Raw genomic sequence first — 25,663 nt, forward strand, 5'->3', positions numbered from 1 at the left:
ACGACAGCAGAAGAATGAAATCAGTGAACAGGTACTTGTGGGGAGCGGCTTTCGGGGCGCTCCTTGCAAGTTGCGGCACAAATGCCGTGCAGAAAGATTATGCGGATTACGTCAATCCGTTTATCGGTACCGGAGGACATGGACACACGTTCCCCGGTGCTGTTGTTCCTAACGGTATGATACAGCCGGGGCCTGATACACGTATTTATGGCTGGGATGCGTGTTCGGGCTATTATGATGCGGATACTGTCATCAACGGCTTTTCACATCTTCATCTGAGCGGAACCGGTTGTGGTGATTATGGCGAGATTCTATTGATGCCTACTGTGGGAAAACAGCATACGGAACTTTCTGCCGCAGCAGTCTCTTCTGATGCTTCATTTGCCGCGACGGGCGGTTCACCGGCTCAGACGTTACCATACGCTTCCCGTTTCTCACACCGAAATGAGGAGGCGGCTCCCGGTTATTATTCCGTATTCCTCGACACCTATGGCGTAAAGGCGGAACTGACCGCCACTTCACGAGCGGCATTGCATCGCTACACTTTTCCCGAAAGCAGTGAGGCCGGCTTTATCCTTGATCTGGACTACTCTTTGCAGGGGCAGCACAACCGTGCCCTTTCTTTGGAAGTGGTGAATGATTCTACAATCTGCGGATATAAAAACACCAACAGCTGGGCATGGAGGCATGATGTCTATTTCAGGGCGGTGTTCTCCAAACCGTTTACTTGTGAAATCCTGACCGATTCCATCCTCCGGCCTAAAGGACAGCGCTCCCTGCCGGTGAAGAAGGCGTTGCTGCATTTTGCGACAGCCAAGGATGAGCAGGTACTGGTCAAGGTGGCCCTTTCTTCGGTAGATGCGGAAGGAGCGGTAAAGAATCTGGCAGAGATTCCCGGATGGAATTTTGAGCAGGTAAAGGCTGATGCCCGCCGTGACTGGAATAATTATCTGGGCAAGATAGATATTGAGACGGATAATGCGGAGCAGAAGACCGTATTCTATACGGCCCTTTACCATACGGGCATTTCTCCGAGCCTGTTTACCGATGTGGACGGACGTTATCGTGGCCTTGACCGTGAGATACATACGGCCGAGGCAGACAAGCCCATGTACACCATTTTCTCTTTATGGGACACCTTCCGTGCCTTGCATCCGTTGCTTACCATCATCGAACCGGAACTTAATACCCGTTTTATCAACGCTTTGCTGAAGCAGTACCGGGATGGGGGAATCTTGCCGATGTGGGAGCTTGCCGGAAATTATACCGGTACCATGATTGGTTACAACGCCGTGCCGGTGATTGTGGATGCCTATATGAAGGGTGACCGTGGTTTCGATGCCCGCTTGGCTCTGGAAGCTTGTCTGCGCAGTGCCGAGTATGACACATTGGCTCCCATCGCCACGACTGACTATCTGAAACATGCCGCATTGATGCCCATCTCCAAATATTACAAGAACACGCTGGGCTATGTACCTTGTGACAAAGAACATGAGGCAGTGGCGAAGGGATTGGAATATGCTTATGACGACTGGTGTATCAGCCGGCTGGCAGGAGCTTTGGGAGATACCGCTACCCAACGCCGTTATGCCGAATTCGGCCGTTCGTACCGCCATTATTTTGATCCGGTCGTTCGTTTCATGCGCGGTAAGGATATGGATGGAAACTGGCGTACACCATTCAATCCCCGTTCCAGCAGCCACCGTGAAGACGATTATTGCGAAGGTACCGCCTGGCAATGGACATGGTTCGTCCCGCAGGATGTGGAAGGATTGGTACAGCTGATGGGAGGCCGTGAGGGCTTTATCAATAAGTTGGACTCCTTGTTTACCGCCGATTCCGCATTGGAGGGTGACCAGACTTCTGCCGATATCTCGGGACTGATAGGACAGTATGCGCATGGAAACGAACCGAGCCACCATATCCTGCATCTGTATAATAAGGTAGGCCAGCCTTGGAAAACGCAGGCTTTGGTAGATAGTGTGCTTCACAGCCAATACTTCAATGATCCTGACGGCCTTTCCGGTAATGAGGACTGCGGCCAGATGTCTGCGTGGTATATACTGAATTCAATGGGGTTCTATCAGCTTTGTCCGGGTAAGCCGGAATATTCTATCGGCCGTCCGTTGTTCGATGCTGTAACTATTCGTCTGCCGCAAGGGAAGGAATTCCGCATCGTGGCAAAGAACAATTCAGCTGCCAACAAATATATTGAGAGTGCCACGCTGAACGGGAAGCCTCTGTCAGTGCCTTACTTCACCCATCAGCAACTGATGGAAGGGGGCATGCTGCAAGTAGTGATGACGGATAAACCGACAGAGTGGGGGACGGAATAACGTAGTGATACCGAAATACTTTAAACACCGCCTTATATGCATAAGAAAAAAATAACAGGTGTCTTCATGTTTGTGGCTTTTCTTTGGTGCGGAAACTTGCCGGCCCAGAGAGTGATTCCTGTGCCGCAACAGGTGCAACAGGAAAGCGGGACATTCCGCATCACCGGAGACACTAAACTTTATACCAATCTGAAAGGCGCGGAAAGGGGGAGGCTGATTGCCTACCTCTCTTCCCAGCCTTCTTTTCTGAATAGAAAAGTATATGCGAGGAACTCTGCAGCAGGGAATGCTATCTTTCTTCAGAAGCTTCCGGTAATTGCCGCTTCCTCTTCCGAGGGATATGTCCTGGAAGTGACTGCCGGGGGAGTTACCGTCTCTTCCGCTACGGACACCGGGCTGTTCTATGGTTTGCAGACCTTGCTTCAGCTGGCGGAACCTGCCGGAGAGAATCTGTGGCAAGTGGCTGCCGTCAAGATAGAAGATGCTCCCCGCTTTGACTATCGCGGTCTGATGATCGACGTTTCACGGCATTTCCGTACCAAGGAATTTCTGATGAAGCAGATGGACGCTCTGGTGCGTTATAAAATCAACCGTCTGCATCTGCATCTGACGGACGCTGCCGGATGGAGAATTGAAATCAAAAAATATCCCAGGCTTACGGAGTTTGCCGCATGGCGTCCGGAAACGGTCTGGAAGAAGTGGTGGAACGCCCCTGACGGGCGCAAGTACTGTGAAGGGACAGACCCCGCCGCTTATGGCGGATATTATACGCAGGATGACATACGCGAACTGGTGCGCTATGCCGCTGACCGTCATATCACCCTTATTCCCGAAATAGAGATGCCTGCCCATTCGGAAGAGGTCCTGGCGGCCTATCCGGAACTTTCATGCCAGGGAAAGCCCTATACGAGTGCGGATTTTTGTGTAGGCAATGAAAAGACGTTTGCTTTTCTGGAAGATGTGCTGACCGAGGTTATGGATCTTTTTCCGTCCGAGTACATTCATGTAGGAGGCGACGAGGCAGGTAAGCAGTCCTGGAAAACTTGCCCTAAGTGCTTGCAGCGTATGAAGGACGAGGGGCTGAAGGATCTGGACGAATTGCAAAGCTACCTCATTCACCGTATGGAGGTGTTTTTGAACAAGCACGGACGCAAGCTGCTGGGCTGGGACGAGATTATGGAAGGAGGGCTGGCACCCAATGCCACAGTGATGTCCTGGCGGGGTGAAGAAGGCGGATTGAAGGCGGTGCAGGCTGGTCATCGTGCCATTATGACCCCGGGAAGCTATTGTTACTTCGACGGTTATCAAGATGCCCCTTATTCCCAGCCGGAAGCCATAGGCGGTTATCTGCCTTTGTCCAAAGTCTATTCATACAACCCTGTCCCGGATTCGTTTACAACGGAGGAAGCCGGATTGCTGTATGGCGTGCAAGGCAATCTGTGGGCGGAATACATACCTACTGACGAGCATTATGAATACATGATTTATCCTCGTATCCTGGCTCTTGCCGAAGTGGCGTGGAGTATGCCGGAACGTAAGTCATACAGCGAGTTTCACCGCAGTGCCCTGCGTGAAGTGGATTGGCTGTCGTCCAAAGGCTATCATCCTTTCCCGTTGAAGAATGAAATCGGCAACCGTCCCGAAGCGGCACATCCCGTCAAACATCTGGCATTGGGCAAACCGGTGAAGTATAACGCTCCCTACAACGGGCATTACAAGGCTCAGGGAGATCAGTCGCTGACCGATGGCATCCGTGGGGGGTGGACTTATTCCGACGGTGCCTGGCAGGGTTTTATCTCGCGTGACCGTCTGGATGTGACCATTGACCTGGAACGGGAGGAAGAGATTCGTTCCGTCGGTGCCGATTTCATGCAGGTGGCAGGACCGGAAGTCTTTTTGCCTGCCGAAGTCATTGTTTCCGCTTCTCTTGACGGAGTGGAGTTTGCCGAACTGGCGCATCTGGAGAATGTAGTGTCCAAAGACTCTGCCATTTGTTTCAGAAACTACGGCTGGAAAGGTGAAGCCCGTGCCCGTTACATCCGCTATCAGGCACGTGCGGACAAGAATATAGGCGGGTGGATATTTACGGACGAGATTGTGGTGGATGGAGGTACCCGGCAACCGGTGGATTATGTGAATCCTTTTGTGGGAACGACCAATTACGGCACTACGAATCCCGGTGCGGTGTGTCCGCAGGGCATGATGTCTGTAGTTCCTTTCAACGTAATGGGGGCGGTGAACGGAAACATCGACAAGGACAGCCGCTGGTGGTCCACTCCATACGAGAATAAGAATACTTACTTTACAGGCTATGCGCATGTCAACCTCAGCGGGGTAGGTTGTCCCGAAATGGGTTCCTTGCTGCTGATGCCTACTGCAGGTGAACTGAACGTGGATTACATGCAGTATGGAAGTTCCTATAGAGATGAACAGGCAAGTCCGGGCTATTACTCCAACTATCTGACCAAGTACGGCATAAAGACCGAAGTGACCGCTACGCCCCGTACCGGCCGTGCCCGTTTCACTTTCCCTACCGGACAAGGCAACATCTTGTTGAATTTAGGGGAAGGATTGACCAACGAGAGTGGGGCTACCGTCCGTTTTGTGAGTGATACCGAGATAGAGGGTAGTAAATTGCTGGGAACTTTCTGCTATAATCCCGATGCGGTATTCCCTGTTTATTTCGTGATGAAGATAAACAAGGCTCCGAAAACCCGCGGCTATTGGAAACAGATGCGCAAGATGGGAGTAGAGGCTCAGTGGGACAGCACGTCGGGTACCCGAAAAATCTATCCGCACTATACCAAGGAGATGAGCGGCGACGATGTAGGAGTCTGGTTTACTTTTGATACTGCCGGAAACGAAGAGGTGGAGGTAAGTATGGGCGTGTCTTTCGTAAGCATTGCCAATGCACGCCAAAATCTGGAAGCGGAGCAGAAAGGAAGAAGTTTCGAACAGCTGCATACGGCTGCCCGCCAGGCATGGAATGATGACTTGGGCCGCATTTTAGTGGAAGGCGGAACGGAAGAACAACGCCGTGTGTTCTATACAGCCTTGTACCACTTCCTGATACATCCCAACCTCTTGCAGGATGTCAACGGGCAATACCCTGCCATGGAAGGCAATGAGATACGTACGGCGAAAGGAAACCGCTACACGGTTTTTTCCTTGTGGGATACTTACCGGAATGTACACCAGCTGATGACCTTGCTTTTTCCGGACCGCCAGCTCGATATGGTACGGACAATGATAGATATGTATCGCGAGCATGGCTGGTTACCCAAATGGGAACTTTATGGCCGCGAAACACTCACGATGGAAGGTGATCCCTCCATCCCCGTCATCGTGGATACCTGGATGAAAGGTTTGCGCGATTTCGACGTGGAGACGGCATACAAGGCGATGTACAAGTCGGCCACCTTGCCCGGAAGGGACAACTTGATGCGTCCGGATGTCGATGACTACTACTCGTTGGGGTATATTCCGTTGCGTGAGCAGTATGACAATTCGGTTTCCCATGCATTGGAATATTACATTGCCGATTATGCCCTTTCCCGTTTTGCAAAGGCGTTGGGCAAGAAAGAAGATGCCGAGCTTTTCCATAACCGCTCCATGGGCTATAAGCACTATTATTGCCGACAGTACGGTACGCTCCGGCCCATTCTGCCGGATGGAAAGTTCTATTCTCCTTTCGATCCGATGGAGGGCGCCGATTTTGCCCCGAGTCCGGGCTTCCACGAAGGGAACTCCTGGAACTATACATTCTATGTTCCCCACGATGTTTTCGGGCTTGCCAAACTGATGGGCGGCAGAAAGAATTTTGTGGATAAACTTCAGAAAGTGTTTGATGAAGGATTGTATGATCCGGCCAATGAACCGGATATTGCTTATCCATATCTTTTCAGTTATTTCGGTGGAGAGGAGTGGCGTACCCAGAAGCTGGTCAAAGAGCTGTTGGCACGTTACTTTACCGACAAGCCGAATGGTATTCCGGGCAATGATGATACGGGAACCATGTCTGCATGGGCTATTTTCAGCATGATGGGCTTTTATCCGGATTGTCCCGGTACTCCCGATTATACACTGACGACGCCTGTTTTCGACAAGGTAACCCTTCGTCTGGATCCACGTTATTATGGGAAAGAGGCATTAATCATCCGCAAGTCATCTCCGGATTCGGACTATATCAGGGAAGTGAAGCTGGGTGAGAAGAAGCATGCCGGTTTCCGCATCACGCATGAAGAACTGACGCGTGCCGGAGAACTGGTATTTGAAATGAAAGAAAACGATAAAAAGTGATGATATGAAAGGAAAATTGAAACTTGCAGTTATTTCGCTGCTGGCTATACCTATGTTGCTTCAAGCGCAGGTACGTACGGAACAGACCTTCAAGAAAGGATGGAAGTTTACCCGTGAGGACAGTAAGGATTTCAGCCGGCAGGATTATAATGATGCCAAATGGCAATCGGTGACAGTGCCGCATGATTGGGCTATCTACGGTCCTTTCAGCGTCAACAACGACAAGCAGAACGTGGCCATTGCCCAAGATGGGCAGAAAGAGGCGATGGAACATGCCGGACGTACCGGAGGCCTGCCTTTTGTCGGTGTGGGATGGTATCGCCTGAATTTCGAGGCTCCTGCTTCCATGGCAGGGAAAAAGGCTACCCTGGTGTTCGACGGCGCCATGAGCCATGCCCGTGTCTATATCAATGGGCAGGAAGCGGGCTATTGGCCCTATGGCTATAACTCCTTCTTTGTAGATGCTACCCCTTATCTGAAAGCGAATGAAGTGAACACGCTTGCCGTGCGTCTGGAGAACGAATCGGAATCTTCCCGTTGGTATCCGGGGGCGGGACTTTACCGTAACGTACATCTGGTCATTAATGAAGATGTACACATTCCTGTGTGGGGCACTGTAGTGACTACTCCGGTGGTGGAAGAGGGATTTGCCAGAGTCAACGTGAAAACGGAACTGGTAATGCCTGAAGGAAAAAAGGTATCGGACTATCGCATCGTGACTCAGGTTAAAAGAGCGGACGGCAAGATGCTGGCTTCGGATGACAGGCCGGGAAACAAACTGGATGCTACCTTCTTCAACCAGAATTTTGTGATTTATAACCCTTCGTTGTGGTCGCCCGACTCTCCTGTACTCTATACGGCGGAGACCAAGATATATGAGGGGGATGTGCTGAAAGATGAATATACGACCCGTTTCGGTATCCGTACGCTGGAGATTATTCCGGACAAAGGATTCTTCCTGAACGGGAAGATGACGAAATTCAGAGGAGTGTGCAACCACCACGACCTGGGGCCTTTGGGTGGTATAGCCAATGAGGCAGGTATCCGCCGCCAGATCCGGATTCTGAAAGATATGGGTTGCAATGCCATCCGTACTTCTCATAACATGCCTGCTCCCGAACTGATCCGTGCCTGTGATGAGATGGGTATGATGGTGATGGCAGAATCTTTCGATGAATGGAAAGGTGCCAAGGTGCAGAACGGATATCACAAGATATTTGATGAATGGGTAGAGAAGGATTTGGTGAATCTGATCCGTCATTACCGCAACAATCCGAGTATCGTGATGTGGTGTATAGGCAATGAGGTTCCCGACCAGTGGAACGGAAACCGTGGCCCGAAACTTTCCCGCATGCTTCAGGACATCTGTCACCGTGAGGATCCTACGCGTCCTGTAACCCAGGGTATGGATGCTCCGGATGCTGTAGTGAATAATAACATGGCAGCTGTGATGGACGTGGCAGGTTTCAACTATCGTCCTCATAAATACCTGGAAAACTACAAGAAACTTCCCCAATGCATTGTTCTGGGTAGTGAGACAGCCTCTACGGTCAGCTCCCGCGGAGTATATAAATTCCCTGTAGAACGCCGTTCCATGCAGAAATATCCCGATCATCAGTCTTCCTCATACGATGTGGAACACTGTGGCTGGAGCAATTTGCCGGAAGATGACTGGATCTGGCATGAAGACAACACCTGGTGTATCGGAGAATTCGTATGGACGGGTTTCGACTACCTGGGTGAACCTACTCCTTATTATACGGACTGGCCCAGCCACTCCTCGCTCTTCGGTATCGTTGACCTTGCCGGACTGCCTAAGGACCGTTTCTATCTCTATCGCAGTCATTGGAATCCCGGGAAAGAGACGCTGCACATTCTTCCGCACTGGAATTGGGAAGGCCGCGAAGGAGAAGTGACACCGGTTTTTGTCTATACCAACTATCCCTCTGCCGAACTTTTCATTAATGGAAAAAGCCAGGGCAAACGCAGCAAGGATCTGTCCGTGACAGTGGAAAACAGCAAGGATTCTATCTCTACAGCCGAATTCAAGCGCCAGCAACGTTACCGCCTGATGTGGATGGATACAAGATACGAACCGGGCAGCATAAAAGTGGTTGCATACGACAAGGACGGAAAAGCGGTTGCCGAAAAAGAAATGCATACTGCCGGTGCACCGCATCATATTGAACTGGTCGCCGACCGTACAACGATTGATGCCGGTGGTGAGGACTTGTCGTTCGTTACCGTAAAAGTAGTGGATAAAGACGGTAATCTTTGCCCGCTTGCCGATAATGAAATCCGTTTCAAGGTGAAAGGAGCCGGTTTCTATCGGGCGGGTGCCAACGGTAATCCCGCTTCATTGGAAAGTTTTCAGGTTCCGAGAATGAAAGTGTTCAACGGTATGATGACTGCCATTGTCGCCGCTACCGATAAACCCGGAGAGATTCTGCTTGAAGCTACGGGTAAAGGCCTGCAAAAAGCGGTGCTGAAGCTGGAGAGCAAATAATAGGTAGAATTATCCTTGTATTAGATAAATGCTATAATTTATTTAATGTGGGGATAATTCTAATTATTTTTATTAATGTATCGCTATAATTTTAAATATTGCTTATATTTGCAAACGTAAATCTTAATGATTTGCTTAAAGTCATGGATTTGCCATAGGAAAAAACTTTGATAAAATCAGAATATTATGAAGAAATCCCGCTTCTTGCTGATAAGTGTAGCTCTCCTCCCTGCCACGTTGAAGATGTATTCGGCTGAAAAGCCTTTGAAGCCTAATATAATCTTTATTTTGTGTGACGACATGGGATATGGAGATTTGGGGTGTTATGGTCAGAAATATATACAGACACCCAACCTTGACCGGATGGCTCAGGAAGGCATGCGCTTCACACAAGCTTATGCCGGTAGTCCGGTAAGTGCCCCTTCACGTGCTGCATTGATGACCGGCCAGCATTCCGGTCACGGACATGTACGTGGTAATAAAGAATACTGGCCTCAGTCTCCTGTGATGAAATACGGTGAAAATAAGGACTGGAGCATTGTGGGGCAGGAACCGTACGATGCGAATCATGTCATTTTGCCGGAAATAATGAAAAACAATGGATATACGACCGGCATGTTCGGAAAATGGGCAGGTGGTTACGAAGGTTCCTGTTCCACTCCCGACAAGCGTGGCGTGGATGAATATTACGGTTTTATCTGCCAGTTCCAGGCCCATCTGTATTATCCGAATTTTCTGAACAGATACAGCAAGTCAAAAGGAGACACGGCCACCATTCGCCTGACGATGGAGGATAATATCCGTTACCCGATGTTCGGTGATGACTATAAGAAACGTACACAGTATTCTGCCGACCTCATTCACGGGGAAGCCTTGCAATGGTTGGATGCCCAGGACGGGAAACAGCCTTTCTATGGATTTTTCACTTATACCTTGCCTCATGCGGAATTGGCGCAGCCCAATGATTCCATTCTGAAACATTACAAGAAGCAATTCTTTACAGATAAGACCTGGGGAGGAAGTGAAGGCTCGCGATACAATCCGGCTGAACATACCCATGCGCAGTTTGCCGGAATGATTACCCGTCTGGATGCATTTGTAGGCGAAATCTTTGCGAAGTTGAAAGAGAAAGGGCTGGATGAAAATACCATCGTCATCTTCAGTAGCGATAACGGGCCTCACGAAGAGGGCGGAGCCGATCCGTCCTTTTTCGGACGTGACGGGAAATTGCGTGGGCTGAAGCGCCAATGTTATGAAGGTGGGATCCGTATTCCGTTTATTGTCCGTTGGCCGGGACATGTACCTGCCGGTACGGTGAACGACCATCAATTGGCTTTTTACGATGTAATGCCTACTTTCTGCGAGTTGGCGGGCGACAAGAGATTCCCCAAAAAATACTTGAACAAGAAGATAGACGGGGATTGCTTCGACGGTATTTCTTTTGCGCCTACCCTGTTGGGGGATGATGCGCGCCAGCAGAAGCATGAATTCCTTTATTGGGAGTTTCACGAAACAGACCAGATAGGTGTCCGTATGGGCGACTGGAAACTGGTGGTAAAGAAAGGAGAAAAATATCTGTATAATTTGGCGGAAGATATACATGAGGACGTGAATGTTGCGGCGCAGCATCCCGACATACTGCAACAGATGGTGGATATCATTTTGCGCGAACATACTGACAATAAATTGTTTCCTGTTACATTGCCTCGATTATAACCATCGATTTTTATCATTTTAATCCATTAATATCATGAAAAAAGTATTGAACCTATTTCTTTTTTTCTTTTTGTGGAGCACTGCAACTCAAGTGATCCATGCTGCCGATTCTATATTTGTTCGTGAAACGCGTATCCCGATTTTGATCGAAAGACAGGATAATGCATTGTTTTATATCCGGTTGAATGCCGGAGAAAACCAGACCTTGGACAATGTGGCTTTGAGTTTCGGCAAGGAAGTGAAACTTTCTGATATCCAGGCAGTGAAGCTTTATTATGGAGGTACGGAAGCCTTGCAGGACAGAGACAAAAAACGTTTTGCTCCTGTAGAATATATTTCCAGCCACAAGCCGGGAGGTACTTTGGCTGCGAATCCTTCTTATTCAATCAAGAATTCCGAAGTGAATAATCCGGGAAGTGAGGTTCTGTTGAACAGTGGCCAGAAACTTTTCCCCGGTGTGAATTTCTTCTGGATCAGTTTGCAAATGAATCCCGGAACCCGGTTGGATACAAAGGTGACGGCGAAACTGACTTCCGTTACTTTGGACGGCAAGAAAGTGCCTTTGAAAATGTTCTCTCCCGAGGGCATCGAACACCGTATGGGTGTGGGAGTGCGCCATGCCGGAGATGATAATTCCGCGGCGTTCCGTATCCCCGGCCTGGTAACGACCAACAAGGGTACTTTGCTTGGAGTATATGATGTGCGCTACAACAGCAGCGTTGATTTGCAGGAGCATGTAGATGTAGGACTCAGCCGCAGTACAGACGGTGGCAAGACTTGGGAAAAAATGCGTCTGCCTTTGGCTTTCGGCGAGACGGGCGGACTGCCTGCTGCACAGAATGGTGTGGGTGATCCTTCCATTCTGGTTGACACCAAGACGAACACTGTATGGGTGGTGGCCGCATGGACGCACGGAATGGGCAACCAGCGTGCATGGTGGAGCTCACATCCGGGAATGGATGTGAACCATACGGCACAGTTGGTGATGAGCAAGAGTACGGACGACGGAAAGACGTGGTCTGAACCTATCAATGTGACGGAACAGGTAAAGGATCCTTCCTGGTACTTCCTGTTGCAGGGACCGGGACGTGGTATCACCATGAGTGACGGTACATTGGTATTCCCTATCCAGTACATCGGTTCGGACCGTATTCCCAATGCAGGTATCATGTACAGCAAGGACAGTGGCAAGACCTGGAAAATACACAACCATGCACGTACCAATACCACCGAAGCACAGGTAGCAGAAGTGGAACCGGGCGTATTGATGCTGAACATGCGTGACAACCGTGGCGGTAGCCGTGCCGTATATACAACGACTGACTTGGGCGAGACATGGAAAGAACATGAATCTTCACGCACGGCTTTGATAGAGCCTGTATGTATGGCAAGTCTCATCAGCGTGAAAGCCAAGGACAATGTATTGAAAAAGGATATTCTTATATTCTCCAATCCCAATTCAACCAAAAACCGCAATAACATGACTATCAAGGTGAGCCTCGACGGCGGAAAGACCTGGTCGCCCGAACATCAGGTATTGGTGGACGAAGGCTATGGATGGGGATATTCCTGCCTGAGCATGGTAGATAAGGAAACTGTTGGAATCCTATATGAGAGTAGTGTAGCACACATGACCTTCCAGACGGTAAAACTGAAGGATCTGGTGAAATAAACCTGCATGCCCTTTTAAAAGAAAAAATCTTTCTGCTCCGGTACTCTGATCTGAGTGGAAAGATTTTTTTGTTTGATAAATACATGAAACCTATGAAGAAGTTTGCGATATTATGCCTGATACTGGCGGGATGCGCTGCTCCCGAAGTGAAAAACGAATCTGTCTGGACTGTGAGACAGATGCAGGGTGCTCCTGCAGAAGAGGCAGGGATTGGACAGGGTGTTTCGGCCTGCTATGCCGGTGTCCACAATGGAATGCTAATGATGGCGGGCGGCTGTAATTTTCCGGAGGTACCGGCTTCGGAAGGAGGGAAGAAGCGGTTTTACCGGGGCATTTATGTGGCGGATGCTTCGGCCGATTCGGTATTCGTCTGGAAAAAAGCCGGAGAACTGCCTGTTGAGGCTGCATACGGTGTGTCTGTCTCTACTTCCCAAGGGATAATTTGTGCGGGGGGGACCAATCAGAATGGTGCGTTGGCTTCCGTTATCCGTATATCATTGGATGGAAACGGTGCCGGAGTGACCGTTGATTCCTTACCGTCACTTCCGTGTACGATAGATAATATGGGAGGAGCCGTATTGGACCATTATCTCTTTATTGCCGGAGGGAATGTCAACGGTGTACCTTCCAATACGCTGTATTGCCTGGACCTGGATCATACGGATGCAGGCTGGATACAGATGCCTGGTTTTCCCGGCGCTCCCCGTACGCAGCCGGTATGTGTGGCGCAACGAAAAGGCGCGGACAGCCTCCTGTTCTTATGGGGAGGGTTTTCCGGTGCGGGTGAAGGACGTCCGGCTACTCTTTCGGTAGATGGTTATTGCTATAGCCTGGCGGCAAGGACATGGACTCCCGTGGCCATTCCTGCGGGGGAGGATTCTGTTGGGATTTCCTTGGGAGGAGGTACCGGCATAGCCTTTGGAGATAGTCTCATACTCTGTACGGGCGGAGTGAACAAGGATATTTTCCTGGATGCGCTGAAGCGGGAAGAGAAGATGAAACAGGCGTTGGCGGAGGGGAACCGTCCGGTAGCCGATAGTCTGAAACTGGCGGCCAAGGAGTATATGTCCATGTTGCCGGAAGCTTATCGTTTCAATGATAGGATACTGGTGTATAATACGTCCGGGGACTGTTGGACGGAGGTCATGCAATTTCCGGGAACAGCCCGTGCCGGTGCGGTGTTGGCAGGAGAAAACGGTACTTTCTTCAATATAGCCGGAGAACTGAAACCGGGAATCCGTACTCCTGAGATAGTAAAGATAACAGCAGGTGGAGTTTCTGGGAAAAAAAGCCTATCTTTGCGCCCCGTTACCGAAACTAACTAATTCAGAACATTAAATATTATGGCATTTACGAGCAACATTATGATTGTCCGCCACAGATTGCTGAAAGAATTGGTCAGACTGTGGAATACCGGCAAGTTGTTGGAGGAAATAGACCGTTTGCCCATCGAGCTGAGTCCGAGAAGATCCAAGCACGCCGGGCGCTGTTGTGTGCACAAGGAGCGTGCAGTGTGGAAATACAAGTCATTGCCGTTGCTGGGATTGGACATGGAGGATGAAACGGATGAGCTGACCCCCTTGTCCGAATATGCGGCCCGTGCGCTGGACAGGGCGGAAAACGGTACACCGAAAGATAACATCATGTGCGTGATTGATGAAGCTTGCTCGGCTTGCGTGCAGATTAATTATGAAATCACAAACCTCTGCCGCGGATGTACGGCTCGCAGTTGCCAGACCAATTGTCCCAAGAAAGCCGTACACGTCAAAGAGAGCGGACAGGCATGGATTGACCACGATGCCTGTATTAGTTGCGGCATTTGTCATAAAAGTTGTCCTTATCACGCTATTGTCTATATTCCCGTTCCATGTGAGGAAGCATGCCCGGTGAAGGCCATCAGCAAGGATGCGAAAGGAATAGAACATATCGATGAAAACAAGTGCATTTATTGCGGGAAGTGCTTGAATGCCTGTCCGTTCGGAGCTATTTTCGAAATATCGCAGGTCTTTGACGTACTGCATAAGATACGCAAGGGGGAGAAGATGGTGGCTATCGTTGCCCCGTCCATCCTCGGACAATTCAAGGTAAACATCGGGCAGGTATATGGCGCATTGAAACAGGTAGGCTTTACGGATGTGATAGAGGTGGCGCAGGGAGCCATGGATACCGTGAGCAATGAGGCGCATGAGCTGATTGAAAAGCTGGAAGAGGGACAGAAATTTATGACTACTTCCTGTTGCCCGTCCTACATAGAGTTAGTCAACAAGCATATTCCGGATATGAAACCTTATGTGTCGGGCACCGGTTCGCCGATGTATTATGCCGCCCGTATCGCCAAAGAAAAATATCCGGACGCCAAGGTCGTCTTTATAGGCCCGTGCGTAGCAAAGCGCAAGGAAGCCCAACGGGACGAAGCGGTAGATTTCATCCTGACGTTTGAGGAAGTGGCTTCTATATGGGCAGGACTGGGCATTAATCTGGATATGTCGAGCCCTTATTCCATGAGTTTTACTTCCGTGCGTGAAGCCCATGGCTTTGCACAGGCAGGCGGCGTAATGGGAGCTGTCAAGGCTTATCTGAAGGAGGAGGCGGATAAGATCAACGCTGTCCAGGTAGCCAATCTTGATAAAAAGGCTATCGGTACTTTGCGTGCATACGCCAAATCCGGTAAAGCCCCGGGACAATTTATTGAGGTGATGGCGTGTGAGGGCGGTTGCATTACCGGTCCTTGCTCCCACAACGAGGTGGTTGCCGGAAAACGCCAGTTGCAGCAGGAGTTGGTTAAGCAGGAAAAGACTTATTGAGAGCCTCACACCCGATCCCTCTCCGAAAGAGAGAACTTAAAATCATGTAAATGCGGGACTTTGAAAAACGTCGCTTATGACTTTAAAAGAACGGAATGACGCTGAATACCCCACCTCCCTCTCTTCCTTCTCCTCCGGAGAGGGGTCGGAGGTGAGGCTGTGCAAACTTCTGGTTTCCGCATTGCGTCGGAATCACAAGTTGGATGCCGGAGAATACAAAGCTTTATTGCTGTGCAAGGACACGGATACCTTGAATTATCTGCAACAACAGGCGCGGGAGGTTGCGCTTGCCCGTTTTGGCAATCGTATTTTCATCCGTGGATTGATTGAGATAACCAACCGGTGCCGCAATAATTGCTATTATTGCGGTATCCGGAAGGGGAACAGCCATATTCCCCGTTATGGATTGTCGCAAGAGGAAATTTTGGCGTGTTGCCGTGACGGATACCGGCTCGGTTTTCGTACTTTTGTATTGCAGGGAGGTGAAGCGCCCGACATAAGGGATGAATGGGTGGTGGAAACGGTTGCTTCCATCCGCCGTGAGTTTCCGGATTGCGCCATAACCTTATCGTTGGGGGAGAAATCGCGGGAAGCCTATCTGCGTTTTTTCCGGGCAGGTGCCAACCGCTATCTGCTTCGTCATGAAACGTATAATGAGGAGCATTACCGTAAACTGCATCCGGAAGAAATGTCCCTGAACCATCGGTTGCAATGTCTGGACTGGCTGAAGAAGACAGGTTACCAGACGGGAACAGGCATCATGGTGGGGAGTCCGTATCAGACAGTTGACCATTTGGTGGAAGATATACTTTATATCGAACGGTTTTGTCCGGAGATGATAGGCATAGGGCCTTTTCTCCCGCATCATGATACCCCGTTTGCCTCTTTCGGGCCGGGAGATATGGAAATGACCCTGAAGTTACTTTCTATCTTCCGTTTGATGCATCCTGCTGCCCTGATACCTTCTACCACGGCATTGGCTACACTTGCACCGGACGGGCGGGAGAGAGGTATCCTGGCGGGAGCGAATGTGGTGATGCCCAACCTTTCCCCGCAGGGGCAACGCAGCAAGTATTCCCTCTATGACAACAAGGCCTCTATGGGTGCCGAATCCGCAGAAGGATTGCGGCAATTGGAGAAACAGTTGGAGACCATCGGTTACTGTCTGTCTGAAGACAGGGGTGACTATGGCAGTTGATCATTTGAATTATGGTATATAGTTATAATGTAAAATCAAAACAGGCGGAAGAGTTCATCAACCATCAGGAGATACTTGATACGCTGGAATATGCCCAGGCCAATCGTGGTAACCGTCCGCTGATTGAAAACCTGATTGAAAAGGCTGCTTCATGCCGGGGATTGTCCCATCGGGAAGCGGCATTGTTATTGGAGTGCGACCAGCCTGATTTGACGAGCCGCATCTTTCATCTGGCACAGGAAATCAAACGGAAATTTTATGGCAACCGCATTGTCATGTTCGCTCCGTTGTATCTTTCCAATTATTGTGTAAACGGCTGTGTCTATTGCCCGTACCACGCCAAGAACCGTACCATTGCCCGCAAGAAGTTGTCGCAGGAAGAGATACGCCGGGAGGTGATTGCATTGCAGGACATGGGACATAAACGGTTGGCACTGGAAGCCGGTGAGGACCCTCGCCGTAACCCCATCGAATATATATTGGAATCTATCCGTACCATTTACGACATACACCATAAAAACGGGGCTATCCGTAGGGTGAATGTGAATATTGCCGCTACTACGGTGGAGAATTACCGTCTTCTGAAGGAGGCAGGCATCGGTACTTACATTCTCTTTCAAGAAACCTATCATAAGGAAAATTACGAAGCCTTGCATCCCACCGGTCCCAAAAGCAATTATGCCTATCATACGGAAGCCATGGACCGTGCCATGGAGGGAGGCATAGATGATGTAGGCATCGGTGTGCTGTTCGGTTTGAATACGTACCGTTATGATTTTGTGGGACTGATGATGCATGCCGAACATCTGGAAGCTGCTTTCGGAGTGGGGCCGCATACCATCAGCGTACCCCGTATCTGTCCGGCGGACGATATCTCGACAAACGATTTTCCAGATGCCATCTCCGATGAAATGTTCTGCCGCATTGTTGCCGTTATCCGTATTGCCGTACCCTACACAGGCATGATCATCTCCACCCGTGAGACGGAAGCGGTACGCCGTAAGGTGCTTGAGCTGGGAATTTCGCAGATAAGCGGTGGTTCGCGTACCAGTGTGGGAGGCTATGCTGTGCCGGAAGTGGAGGAGGAGAATTCTTCCCAGTTTGATGTCAGCGACCGCCGTACGTTGGATGAAGTGGTCGGTTGGCTGCTCGACTTGGGACATATCCCCAGTTTCTGTACGGCATGCTATCGGGAGGGGCGCACGGGAGACCGGTTCATGTCGCTTGTCAAACGCGGGCAGATAGCCAACTGTTGCCAGCCCAATGCCTTGATGACATTGAAGGAATATCTGGAAGATTATGCTTCCTCCGGCACAAGGGAAAAAGGGATACGCTTGATTCGTGAAGAGATGGAACATATCCCCAATCCGAAAATAAAGGAGATAGCCTTGAAACATTTGCAGGAGATAGAAAATGGAAAAAGAGATTTCAGGTTCTAGGACCCCTAATGCCAACCGGTTGCACATTGCCCTTTTCGGAAGGCGGAACAGCGGCAAGTCCAGCCTTGTCAATGCCTTGACAGGACAGGACACGGCCCTTGTATCCTCTATTCCCGGTACAACTACCGATCCGGTAATGAAAGCCATGGAGGTGCATCCGCTGGGTCCTTGTCTTTTCATAGATACTCCGGGATTTGACGATGACGAAGGAGAATTGGGTGGAATGCGTGTGGAACGTACCTTGAAGATGATGGAAAGAACGGATATCGCCCTGCTTCTTTGCGAGGACGGCGGTGAGCAGGAGAAAGAGTGGCTGCGGATATTGGCTGCCCGTGACATTCCTGTTATTCCGGTCCTGAATAAGGCTGACCTTCACACGGATGTCGAAAGTCTTGCCGGACAGATTGAGAAAGAGTACGGCCTGGCTCCTGTCATTGCCAGTGCCAAAGAAGGTACGGGTATCCGGGAGATTTTCCGCGCCATCCTTGAGAAACTCCCGCCGGATTTCGGGACACAGACTATTACCGGGAGCCTGGTAAGCGAAGGGGACGTTGTTCTCCTGGTCATGCCGCAGGACATACAGGCACCCAAGGGACGTCTCATTCTTCCCCAGGTACAGACTATCCGCGAACTGCTGGACAAGAAATGCCTGGTGATGAGCTGCATTGCGGACAAGTTGAAAGAGACCTTGAAAGCTCTTGCTTATCCTCCTAAGCTGATTATTACGGATTCCCAGGTATTTCCCGCCGTCTATCGGCAGAAACCTGCAGAGAGCCTTCTCACTTCCTTTTCCATCCTTTTTGCCGCTTATAAAGGAGATATCGATTTTTTTGTGGAAGGAGCGTCGGCCATCGGCCGTTTGACGGAGCAGTCGCGCGTACTGATAGCCGAAGCCTGTACCCATGCTCCCTTGACGGAAGATATCGGGAGGGTGAAGATTCCCCGTCTGCTGAGGCAGCGTATCGGCGAGAACCTGCAAATAGATATGGTATCCGGAAGCGACTTTCCCCAAGACCTCTCCGGTTACCACCTCATCATCCATTGCGGTGCCTGCATGTTCAACCGCAAGTATGTCCTCAGCCGTGTGGCAAGTGCACGTATGCAAGGGGTGCCGATGACAAACTATGGAGTGACCCTTGCTTATTTGACTGGAATATTGGACAAAATAAGTTATTGACTGTTTTCTTTCCTCCGCTGATATGCCGGCTGACAATTCTATGTGTTAAATGTTTCTAATATAAGGTACTTTGCAATGCAAGGTACTTATATAATACATATATTTGTGTCATACAAAGAAGCCGGACAATGAATGTCATGACACAGCCTATTTGTAATTCATAGTTTTTAATTTGTAAATAACCATTATGGATGTAAACAATGTAAAGTCGCAGATGCGCAAAGGCATGCTTGAGTATTGCATCATGCTGTTGCTTCACAAGGAACCGGCTTATGCTTCGGATATTATCCAAAAGTTGAAAGAAGCCCGGTTGATTGTGGTGGAAGGGACACTTTATCCGTTGCTTACTCGTCTGAAGAACGACGACCTTCTGAGTTATGAATGGATTGAATCGACCCAGGGGCCACCCCGCAAGTACTATCGGCTGACGGAGAAAGGAGAAGTCTTTCTCGGTGAACTGGAAATTTCGTGGAGAGAACTGAACGAGACGGTTGACCACATAGCCAATAGCTGACCTCTGATAAACAAGGGTGATTTCAATCGTAAATAGTCGAATCGTAAATAAAAATAGAATAGCAATGAAAAAGACATTAACTGTAAACTTGGGTGGAACAGTTTTCAATATAGATGATGATGCTTACCGCCTTTTGGATAACTACTTGAGTAATCTTAAAATGCATTTCCGTAAGGAGGCCAGTGCAGACGAGATTGTAGATGATATAGAACGCCGTATCTCCGAACTGTTCGCCGAAAAACTTTCAGCAGGTTCACAAGTGATTACTATCGCTGACGTAGAAGAGGTAATTGCCCGTATGGGAAACCCCGAAGATATGGAGATGGGAGAGGAGAGTGACAACAGTGGTGCTACTGACAGTAATTCACCGCGCCGTCGCCTTTACCGCAATCCGGACGATAAGATGCTGGGTGGTGTCATTAGCGGACTGGCTGTTTATTTGGGATGGGACGTAACTTTACTTCGCCTGTTGCTGTTCGTTATCCTTATCTGTGGTTATGGAACTTTGATACCTGTATATATTGTATGTTGGTTGGTAATTCCGGAAGCCCGTACGGCAGCGGAGAAACTGAGCATGCGCGGTGAAGCCGTTACGGTAGAAAATATCGGGAAAACCGTGACTGACGGTTTCGAGAAAGTTTCCAACGGAGTAAATGATTATATGAAATCCGACAGACCCCGTACGTTTCTGCAAAAAATGGGTGATGCCTTTGTTATGGTAGCCGGATGGTTCCTGAAGCTTTGTCTGGTGATATTTGCCATTATATGCAGCCCTGTATTGTTTGCTTTTGGAATCGCATTTGTAGTGCTGCTGTTTGTGGCAATTACGGTAGCCATCGGTGGTGGTGCAGCGTTACTTTCATTTTTCCCCATGGCCGACATTGTGCTTCCGACTTCACCGCTTGTCGCTATTGTAATGTATATAGCCGGTATCTTGTTGGTAGGAATTCCTTTGGTCAGCCTTGTATGGGCTATCTTTAGCCAGGTATTTAAATGGCAGCCGATGAATTCCGGTCTGAAATGGACGCTGGTCATCCTTTGGATTGTAAGTGCGGCTTGCTTCGGCATCTGCTTCGCAGTACAAGGAGCTACATTCCCGGAGATAGGCATCTTCCATATCTGATTACACGGTACAAGAATTTAATATGCAGTAATGCAATAAGACTTTGTACTACATAGAGTTTTTTAATACTATTGCCAGCACTCCGTCACTTTTGTATATAATTATTTGAATGTTATTAAGTTAGCGCGTGTAGGCAACCGTGTTGGCAGTGTGCTGGCAACACGGTTGCCTACACGTTTTTTTTGCTTCTTTTTACTGTTTCTGTTATGTAATTATTTTGTTGTCAGCTATTTATGGTGATTTGCATATCCCTTCTTCGATTGTGTCTAAATAACGTTTATTAACGCCGAAAATGGAGGAATTCAGCACTTTGTCTTTAAAAAATCTCAAGATTTTGCCATGACACTCATTGTTTTTAGTCTGGTATATATGGATTGAGGCTCCTAGATATCGGTACTTTTTCACGCTCGGGCTTATGTCTGATGTGAAAAGGAATCGTGCAGAATATCCGGAAGCCTTATACAGAACTTCGTCCCACACATGAAAACCGTCCGGCACACGGCCGTAAACCGTAGGGCACACGCATGTGGGCTGTTCGTCACAGGTACGTGGGACAAAGTTTGGCGTCATCCAAAGATGCAAAATCAATAAGGAAAATGCGGATTTGTAACTTGCATTTTCTTAATAATATACTTGGTTATCAGATGATAAGCTGTATTGTTATTTAGCATAATGCTTGACTTGTGGAAGGAGGAAAGTGTTTTTTAAACGTTCGTTTAATGGACACCTGTTTTTACCCTTTTGTATATCGTGCTATTTCTATAATAACACACGTTAAAATCTTAAATTAAGGATGTGATTAAATAACTATAAATTAAGCATATAACAACGGTGTGTTGAAAAAAAATTTCCTCATAAGAATATTTTGTAATTTCATTTCTTGCCATTACCTTTGTGTCCATTAAACGAACGTCTATTGAACGCAATGTTATTCCTAACTCGTTCGTTAACACGGATTTATAGACATTCTTTTGTCAGTGCGGTTTTGAAAGAGCAAATGTCTCGATCGGACCGCGAAGCGTACCCAAAACCAACCTTCTATTATTTAATTATTTTCCTCAAGTGTCTGAAACACAGAAATATTGGTTTGCAGCCCGTACATTAAGCAAACAGGAGTTTGCCGTTCAAAAGCGTATTGAGAAGCTGAAATTAGAGGAAAAAATGGACGTGGAATGTTATCTTCCTACCCGTACTGTGGTAACACAATTAAAATATCGCAGGAAGCGTAGTATTGTCCCCGTAGCCCGTGGTTTGATTTTTATCCATGCCACCAAGCAGTGTGCTTGTGACATTCCCAATATTTACGGTGTTCAAGTCTTTTATATGAAAGACCTTTCCACGCACTCCATGCTGGTAGTTCCCGACAAGCAGATGCAGGATTTCATGTTTGTCATGGATTTGAATCCCGACGGTGTAAGCTTCGACAACGAACCTCTCACTATTGGAAAGAAAGTTACAGTTATAAAAGGGGAATTCAGTGGTATTGAAGGTGAGATTGCCACAGAAGCCAATAAAACTTATGTCGTTATCCGTATTACAGGTGTTTTGGTAGCAAGCATCAAAGTCCCCAAATCCTATCTGAAGGTAATTAAAGACTGATAAATAAAAAACTCAATACAAAGATGAATTCTTTACTTTCTCGTGCTCTAGAGCTTCAACAGACAGCTCATGATCTTATGTATTTGGATACTAATGGTGAGTCTGTCTATTCCGATGATTTTTGCCGTCTGAATAAGGAGGTACTTGTCAAATCCGACTCTCTGTTTTCTGAAAAAGGTTCTGGCGTTGAAGAGGAGGCAAATCTGTGCCTTGCCCTTTTGATGGGTTACAACGCCACCATATATGATAATGGAGATAAAGGGCAAAAGAAGCAAGCTATCTTAGATCGCATCTCTGAAATTCTGGAACAACTTCCGGCTTCTTTATTGAAAGTACGCTTGTTGGCTTATTGCTATGGAGAGGTCTATGAGGCTGCTTTGCTTCAGGATGCTTATGCGATTATTGATGGCTGGAATAAGGAAAAATTGACAAAAGAACAAACGGAGGTTATAGAGGAATTGAAGAATGTGGAGGATAATCCGTATCCGTTTGAGGAAGTAGAAGAATAAAATATCATGGTAGATTCGTACAATCTGCATGATATTTTATTTATTTGACTTATGAAAGGCATTGTTTTAGTTGGGGGGATTTGGTCACGTTTATATCCATATAAAATCGTCATTGAACACCTTAGCTGCAGAGGAAGAAAAAAAGAGAAGAAATACGTGATGTTTATATGGAACGTCACTATAGAAACTTCTGCAGCTATTTGCAGGAATGCTTGAACGAAGTTAGAGAACAATTAGAAAAATTTGATCCGAAATTGGGTTTGGGCGAGGATAATTCGGTTCAAAACCACTAAAAATAGGGTTCTGAAATGTTAAATCTTGCATTATTATATTCTACGCAAACTAGTAAATAGGCAGAAAATCAAATGTTTAAGATTAGTTTGGGGAGAATTGGATGCTTACTTTTGCAATAATTTACTCCATTACAATGAATTTGAAGGTAATAGTTATTTGTTTGTTGCTACCTATAGGAGCGTTGGCACAAAATGTTACTAATGCAGAGTCGGAAGACAACCGAATTTTAAAGTTTTCTAATTTCTCAGCATCGTTAGAATTTACCACAAAGTATATGTGGCGTGGTATTGAATATGGTACGTCGCCTGTTTTTCTCCCCATGCTCTCATACAGCTATAAGGGTTTTAACGTTTATGCGATGGGGGGATATGCCGCTAATGGGAGCCACCAAGAAGTGGATTTTGGTATAAGTTATACTCATAAGTGGTTGACTATTGGATTTAATGATTATTACTATCCCACGGCTGTAAGCGAAAAAGACAACTATTTTGTATTCAAAAATCGTGAGACGAGTCATTATGTGGAGGCAAGTGCAACGCTTGCTCCTCAAAAGTTCCCTGTTTATTTAACGTTGTCGTCTTACGTCTTTGGCATGGACAAGAAACCTAATGGCAGTCAAGCTTTTTCTTCTTATGCGGAGATAGGCTATAATCACCACTTCAAAGGGAACAATGTGATGACGGTCTTGGTAGGTGCTGAACTAAATAGGGGCTTTTACACGGATTACGAAAAGGGCTTTAGCGTATGCAATGTAGCGGCAAAATATACAACATCAATACCCTTGGGCAAGTATAAACTGCCGATAAGTGCTTCTCTTGTCTTTAATCCGTATAAAGAAAAAGCTTATTTTACATTCTCCGCATATTTAAGATGATGAAAACAGCAGTCATCCTTGCAGCTCGCAAGGAGCATGATAGTTCCATACCCTATCCTTTGTTGCCGATAATGGATGGGCAGTGTCTGCTGGAACGGACATTGGGCATTCTTGAAGATTTGGGCTATGACAAGATTATTCTTGTTGTCGGTTATAAAGCTTCACTGTTTGACAGATTCAAATCGGATAAAGTCAGTATAGTGGTCAATCGTGATTATCGCTTTACGTCATCCATGGGTTCTTTGGCATTGGCTGCGACTTGTATAGACGAGGATTTCTTGCTTATTGAGGGCGATGTGTTTTATGAGCGGGTTGTGCTTGAACGACTCAGTCAGACTCGATACGATAATTGTTTAGTCTTAACGGAAGAGTCCGGTAATGGGGATGAAGCATTTGCCGAAACCAAAAATGGTTTTGTTGTCAAAATCAGTAAGGATAAGCATCGTATTGTACGCTTCAATGGCGAGATGCTTGGACTGTTAAAGATAAGCAAAGATACCTTGTGTCGGATGATGCTGCTGTGGGAACAATCTACTAATTCGTTGATGAATTATGAATATATATTGTTTGATGTCACGGAATCTGTTGACAGGCCATATATATTCTTTAAAAATTTGATATGGGGCGAAGTTGACAACCGTGCTGATTATGAAAAGCTAATAAATGACGTGGTTCCCCAGCTCCGTAGAAAGGAGAATCCGTTTGATAAGGAAAACCTGCTGGAATATCTTCAACAGATATTTCCGGACAGGTGCGTTACCGATGCTCAAATCATGCAGATAGGAGGGATGAGCAATAGGAATTTTCGAGTAACGCTTGGAAGCGATGACTATGTACTGCGTGTGCCGGGCATTGGAGCGGACGGCATGGTGGAACGTAGAAATGAAGAAATAAACTCCTTGTTGGGGTGCAAGATTGGCGTGAATCCGGAAATCATCTATTTCAATAGTGAAACGGGAGTAAAGCTTGCTGCTTTTATAAAAAATGCAGAAACATTGAATTCTGCTACTGTGCAACGCTCGGAGAACATGAGGAATGTAGTCCGTATCCTCCGTACCCTGCATAATTCAAACGTCCGTCTTAATAACGAGTTCAACATCTTTCATGAGATAGAGAAATACGAGAGGCTGATGAAAGATGCGGGTGGAGTGATGTACGCGGGATGGGAAGATGTAAGAGAACGTGTGATGTCGCTTGAAGGTTATCTTAACGATGTCTTGGGCGTGGAGTTATGTCCTTGCCATAACGACCTTGTGGCCGAAAATTTTATCAAAGATGAAAATGGCAAGATGTATCTTATTGATTGGGAGTATTCCGGTATAAATGACCCCATGGCCGATTTGGGTGCGTTGTTTCTTGAATCGAGATTCACAGAAGACAATATGGATTATGTGCTTCAGGGCTATTTTGATGGCAATGTGCCGGAAACTGCAAAAACCAAAATAATAATATACCAGATACTTTTTGACTATCTATGGGCTGTATGGACGGTGATAAAAGAGGCCAAGGGGGATGATTTGGGTACCTATGGGCAAGAACGTTTTAGCAGGGCAAAGAAGCAATTGGCTGACTTGTCGATTTTTTTAACAATAAAATAGAATAC

16 protein-coding genes and 1 pseudogene are annotated in these 25,663 nt (G+C 47.6%); all 17 read left to right on the plus strand.

The genetic code is table 11. The features are described from left to right. Positions 1-14 precede the first annotated feature (14 nt). The 17 genes and pseudogenes from HMPREF9446_RS15935 (at position 15) to HMPREF9446_RS16010 (ending at position 25,658) form a co-directional block, all read left to right on the plus strand. Positions 15-2,336 (plus strand): GH92 family glycosyl hydrolase, encoded by a 2,322-nt coding sequence (locus tag HMPREF9446_RS15935; protein ID WP_009126770.1) that lies wholly within the window; start codon positions 15-17, stop codon positions 2,334-2,336. Positions 2,337-2,402: 66 nt separating this feature from the next. Next, positions 2,403-3,848: pseudogene (locus HMPREF9446_RS19230) on the plus strand (beta-N-acetylhexosaminidase); the annotation flags it as partial. A gap of 555 nt (positions 3,849-4,403) precedes the next feature. Further along, positions 4,404-6,635 (plus strand): GH92 family glycosyl hydrolase, encoded by a 2,232-nt coding sequence (locus HMPREF9446_RS19235; protein ID WP_050797318.1) that lies wholly within the window; start codon positions 4,404-4,406, stop codon positions 6,633-6,635. A 4-nt stretch (positions 6,636-6,639) separates the two neighbouring features. Further along, complete coding sequence (galB, locus tag HMPREF9446_RS15945) at positions 6,640-9,141, plus strand: beta-galactosidase GalB (protein WP_009126772.1); 2,502 nt, start codon at positions 6,640-6,642, stop codon at positions 9,139-9,141. Between the two features lie 243 nt (positions 9,142-9,384). Beyond that, entirely contained in the window at positions 9,385-10,857 is a 1,473-nt protein-coding gene (locus HMPREF9446_RS15950; protein ID WP_245532296.1) for an arylsulfatase, read from the plus strand. Between the two features lie 34 nt (positions 10,858-10,891). Then, the gene (locus HMPREF9446_RS15955) at positions 10,892-12,529 is read left to right on the plus strand and encodes a sialidase family protein (RefSeq protein ID WP_009126774.1); all 1,638 of its coding nucleotides are present in this window, start codon (positions 10,892-10,894) and stop codon (positions 12,527-12,529) included. 83 nt (positions 12,530-12,612) lie between these two features. Continuing rightward, a complete protein-coding gene (locus HMPREF9446_RS15960) occupies positions 12,613-13,854 on the plus strand; it encodes a cyclically-permuted mutarotase family protein (protein ID WP_009126775.1) in 1,242 nt (413 codons plus the stop codon). An 18-nt stretch (positions 13,855-13,872) separates the two neighbouring features. After that, positions 13,873-15,333 carry a monomeric [FeFe] hydrogenase gene (locus HMPREF9446_RS15965; RefSeq protein ID WP_009126776.1) on the plus strand — a complete coding sequence of 487 codons (1,461 nt, stop codon included), beginning with the start codon at positions 13,873-13,875 and terminating at the stop codon, positions 15,331-15,333. 76 nt (positions 15,334-15,409) lie between these two features. Beyond that, the gene (gene hydE, locus HMPREF9446_RS15970) at positions 15,410-16,531 is read left to right on the plus strand and encodes a [FeFe] hydrogenase H-cluster radical SAM maturase HydE (RefSeq protein ID WP_009126777.1); all 1,122 of its coding nucleotides are present in this window, start codon (positions 15,410-15,412) and stop codon (positions 16,529-16,531) included. 11 nt (positions 16,532-16,542) lie between these two features. Beyond that, positions 16,543-17,970 carry a [FeFe] hydrogenase H-cluster radical SAM maturase HydG gene (gene hydG, locus HMPREF9446_RS15975; protein ID WP_009126778.1) on the plus strand — a complete coding sequence of 476 codons (1,428 nt, stop codon included), beginning with the start codon at positions 16,543-16,545 and terminating at the stop codon, positions 17,968-17,970. Next, a complete protein-coding gene (gene hydF / locus HMPREF9446_RS15980; protein WP_009126779.1) occupies positions 17,945-19,147 on the plus strand; it encodes a [FeFe] hydrogenase H-cluster maturation GTPase HydF in 1,203 nt (400 codons plus the stop codon). Before hydG ends, hydF begins: the two co-directional genes overlap by 26 nt. Positions 19,148-19,334: 187 nt before the next feature. Further along, a complete protein-coding gene (locus tag HMPREF9446_RS15985; RefSeq protein ID WP_009126780.1) occupies positions 19,335-19,661 on the plus strand; it encodes a PadR family transcriptional regulator in 327 nt (108 codons plus the stop codon). 64 nt (positions 19,662-19,725) lie between these two features. Then, positions 19,726-20,784: a PspC domain-containing protein gene (locus HMPREF9446_RS15990; protein WP_009126781.1), complete on the plus strand. Its 1,059-nt coding sequence runs from the start codon at positions 19,726-19,728 to the stop codon at positions 20,782-20,784. A gap of 1,062 nt (positions 20,785-21,846) precedes the next feature. Beyond that, positions 21,847-22,383, plus strand: coding sequence for a UpxY family transcription antiterminator (locus tag HMPREF9446_RS15995; RefSeq protein ID WP_009126782.1), 537 nt, complete (start codon positions 21,847-21,849; stop codon positions 22,381-22,383). Positions 22,384-22,406: 23 nt separating this feature from the next. Beyond that, positions 22,407-22,892 (plus strand): UpxZ family transcription anti-terminator antagonist, encoded by a 486-nt coding sequence (locus tag HMPREF9446_RS16000; RefSeq protein WP_009126783.1) that lies wholly within the window; start codon positions 22,407-22,409, stop codon positions 22,890-22,892. A gap of 427 nt (positions 22,893-23,319) precedes the next feature. Next, positions 23,320-24,060, plus strand: a complete 741-nt coding sequence (locus HMPREF9446_RS16005; RefSeq protein ID WP_148345850.1) for a TorF family putative porin — start codon at positions 23,320-23,322, stop codon at positions 24,058-24,060. After that, complete coding sequence (locus tag HMPREF9446_RS16010; protein ID WP_009126786.1) at positions 24,057-25,658, plus strand: phosphotransferase; 1,602 nt, start codon at positions 24,057-24,059, stop codon at positions 25,656-25,658. Before HMPREF9446_RS16005 ends, HMPREF9446_RS16010 begins: the two co-directional genes overlap by 4 nt. Positions 25,659-25,663: the final 5 nt, after the last annotated feature.

This window comes from Bacteroides fluxus YIT 12057 (assembly GCF_000195635.1).
Classification (GTDB): domain Bacteria; phylum Bacteroidota; class Bacteroidia; order Bacteroidales; family Bacteroidaceae; genus Bacteroides; species Bacteroides fluxus.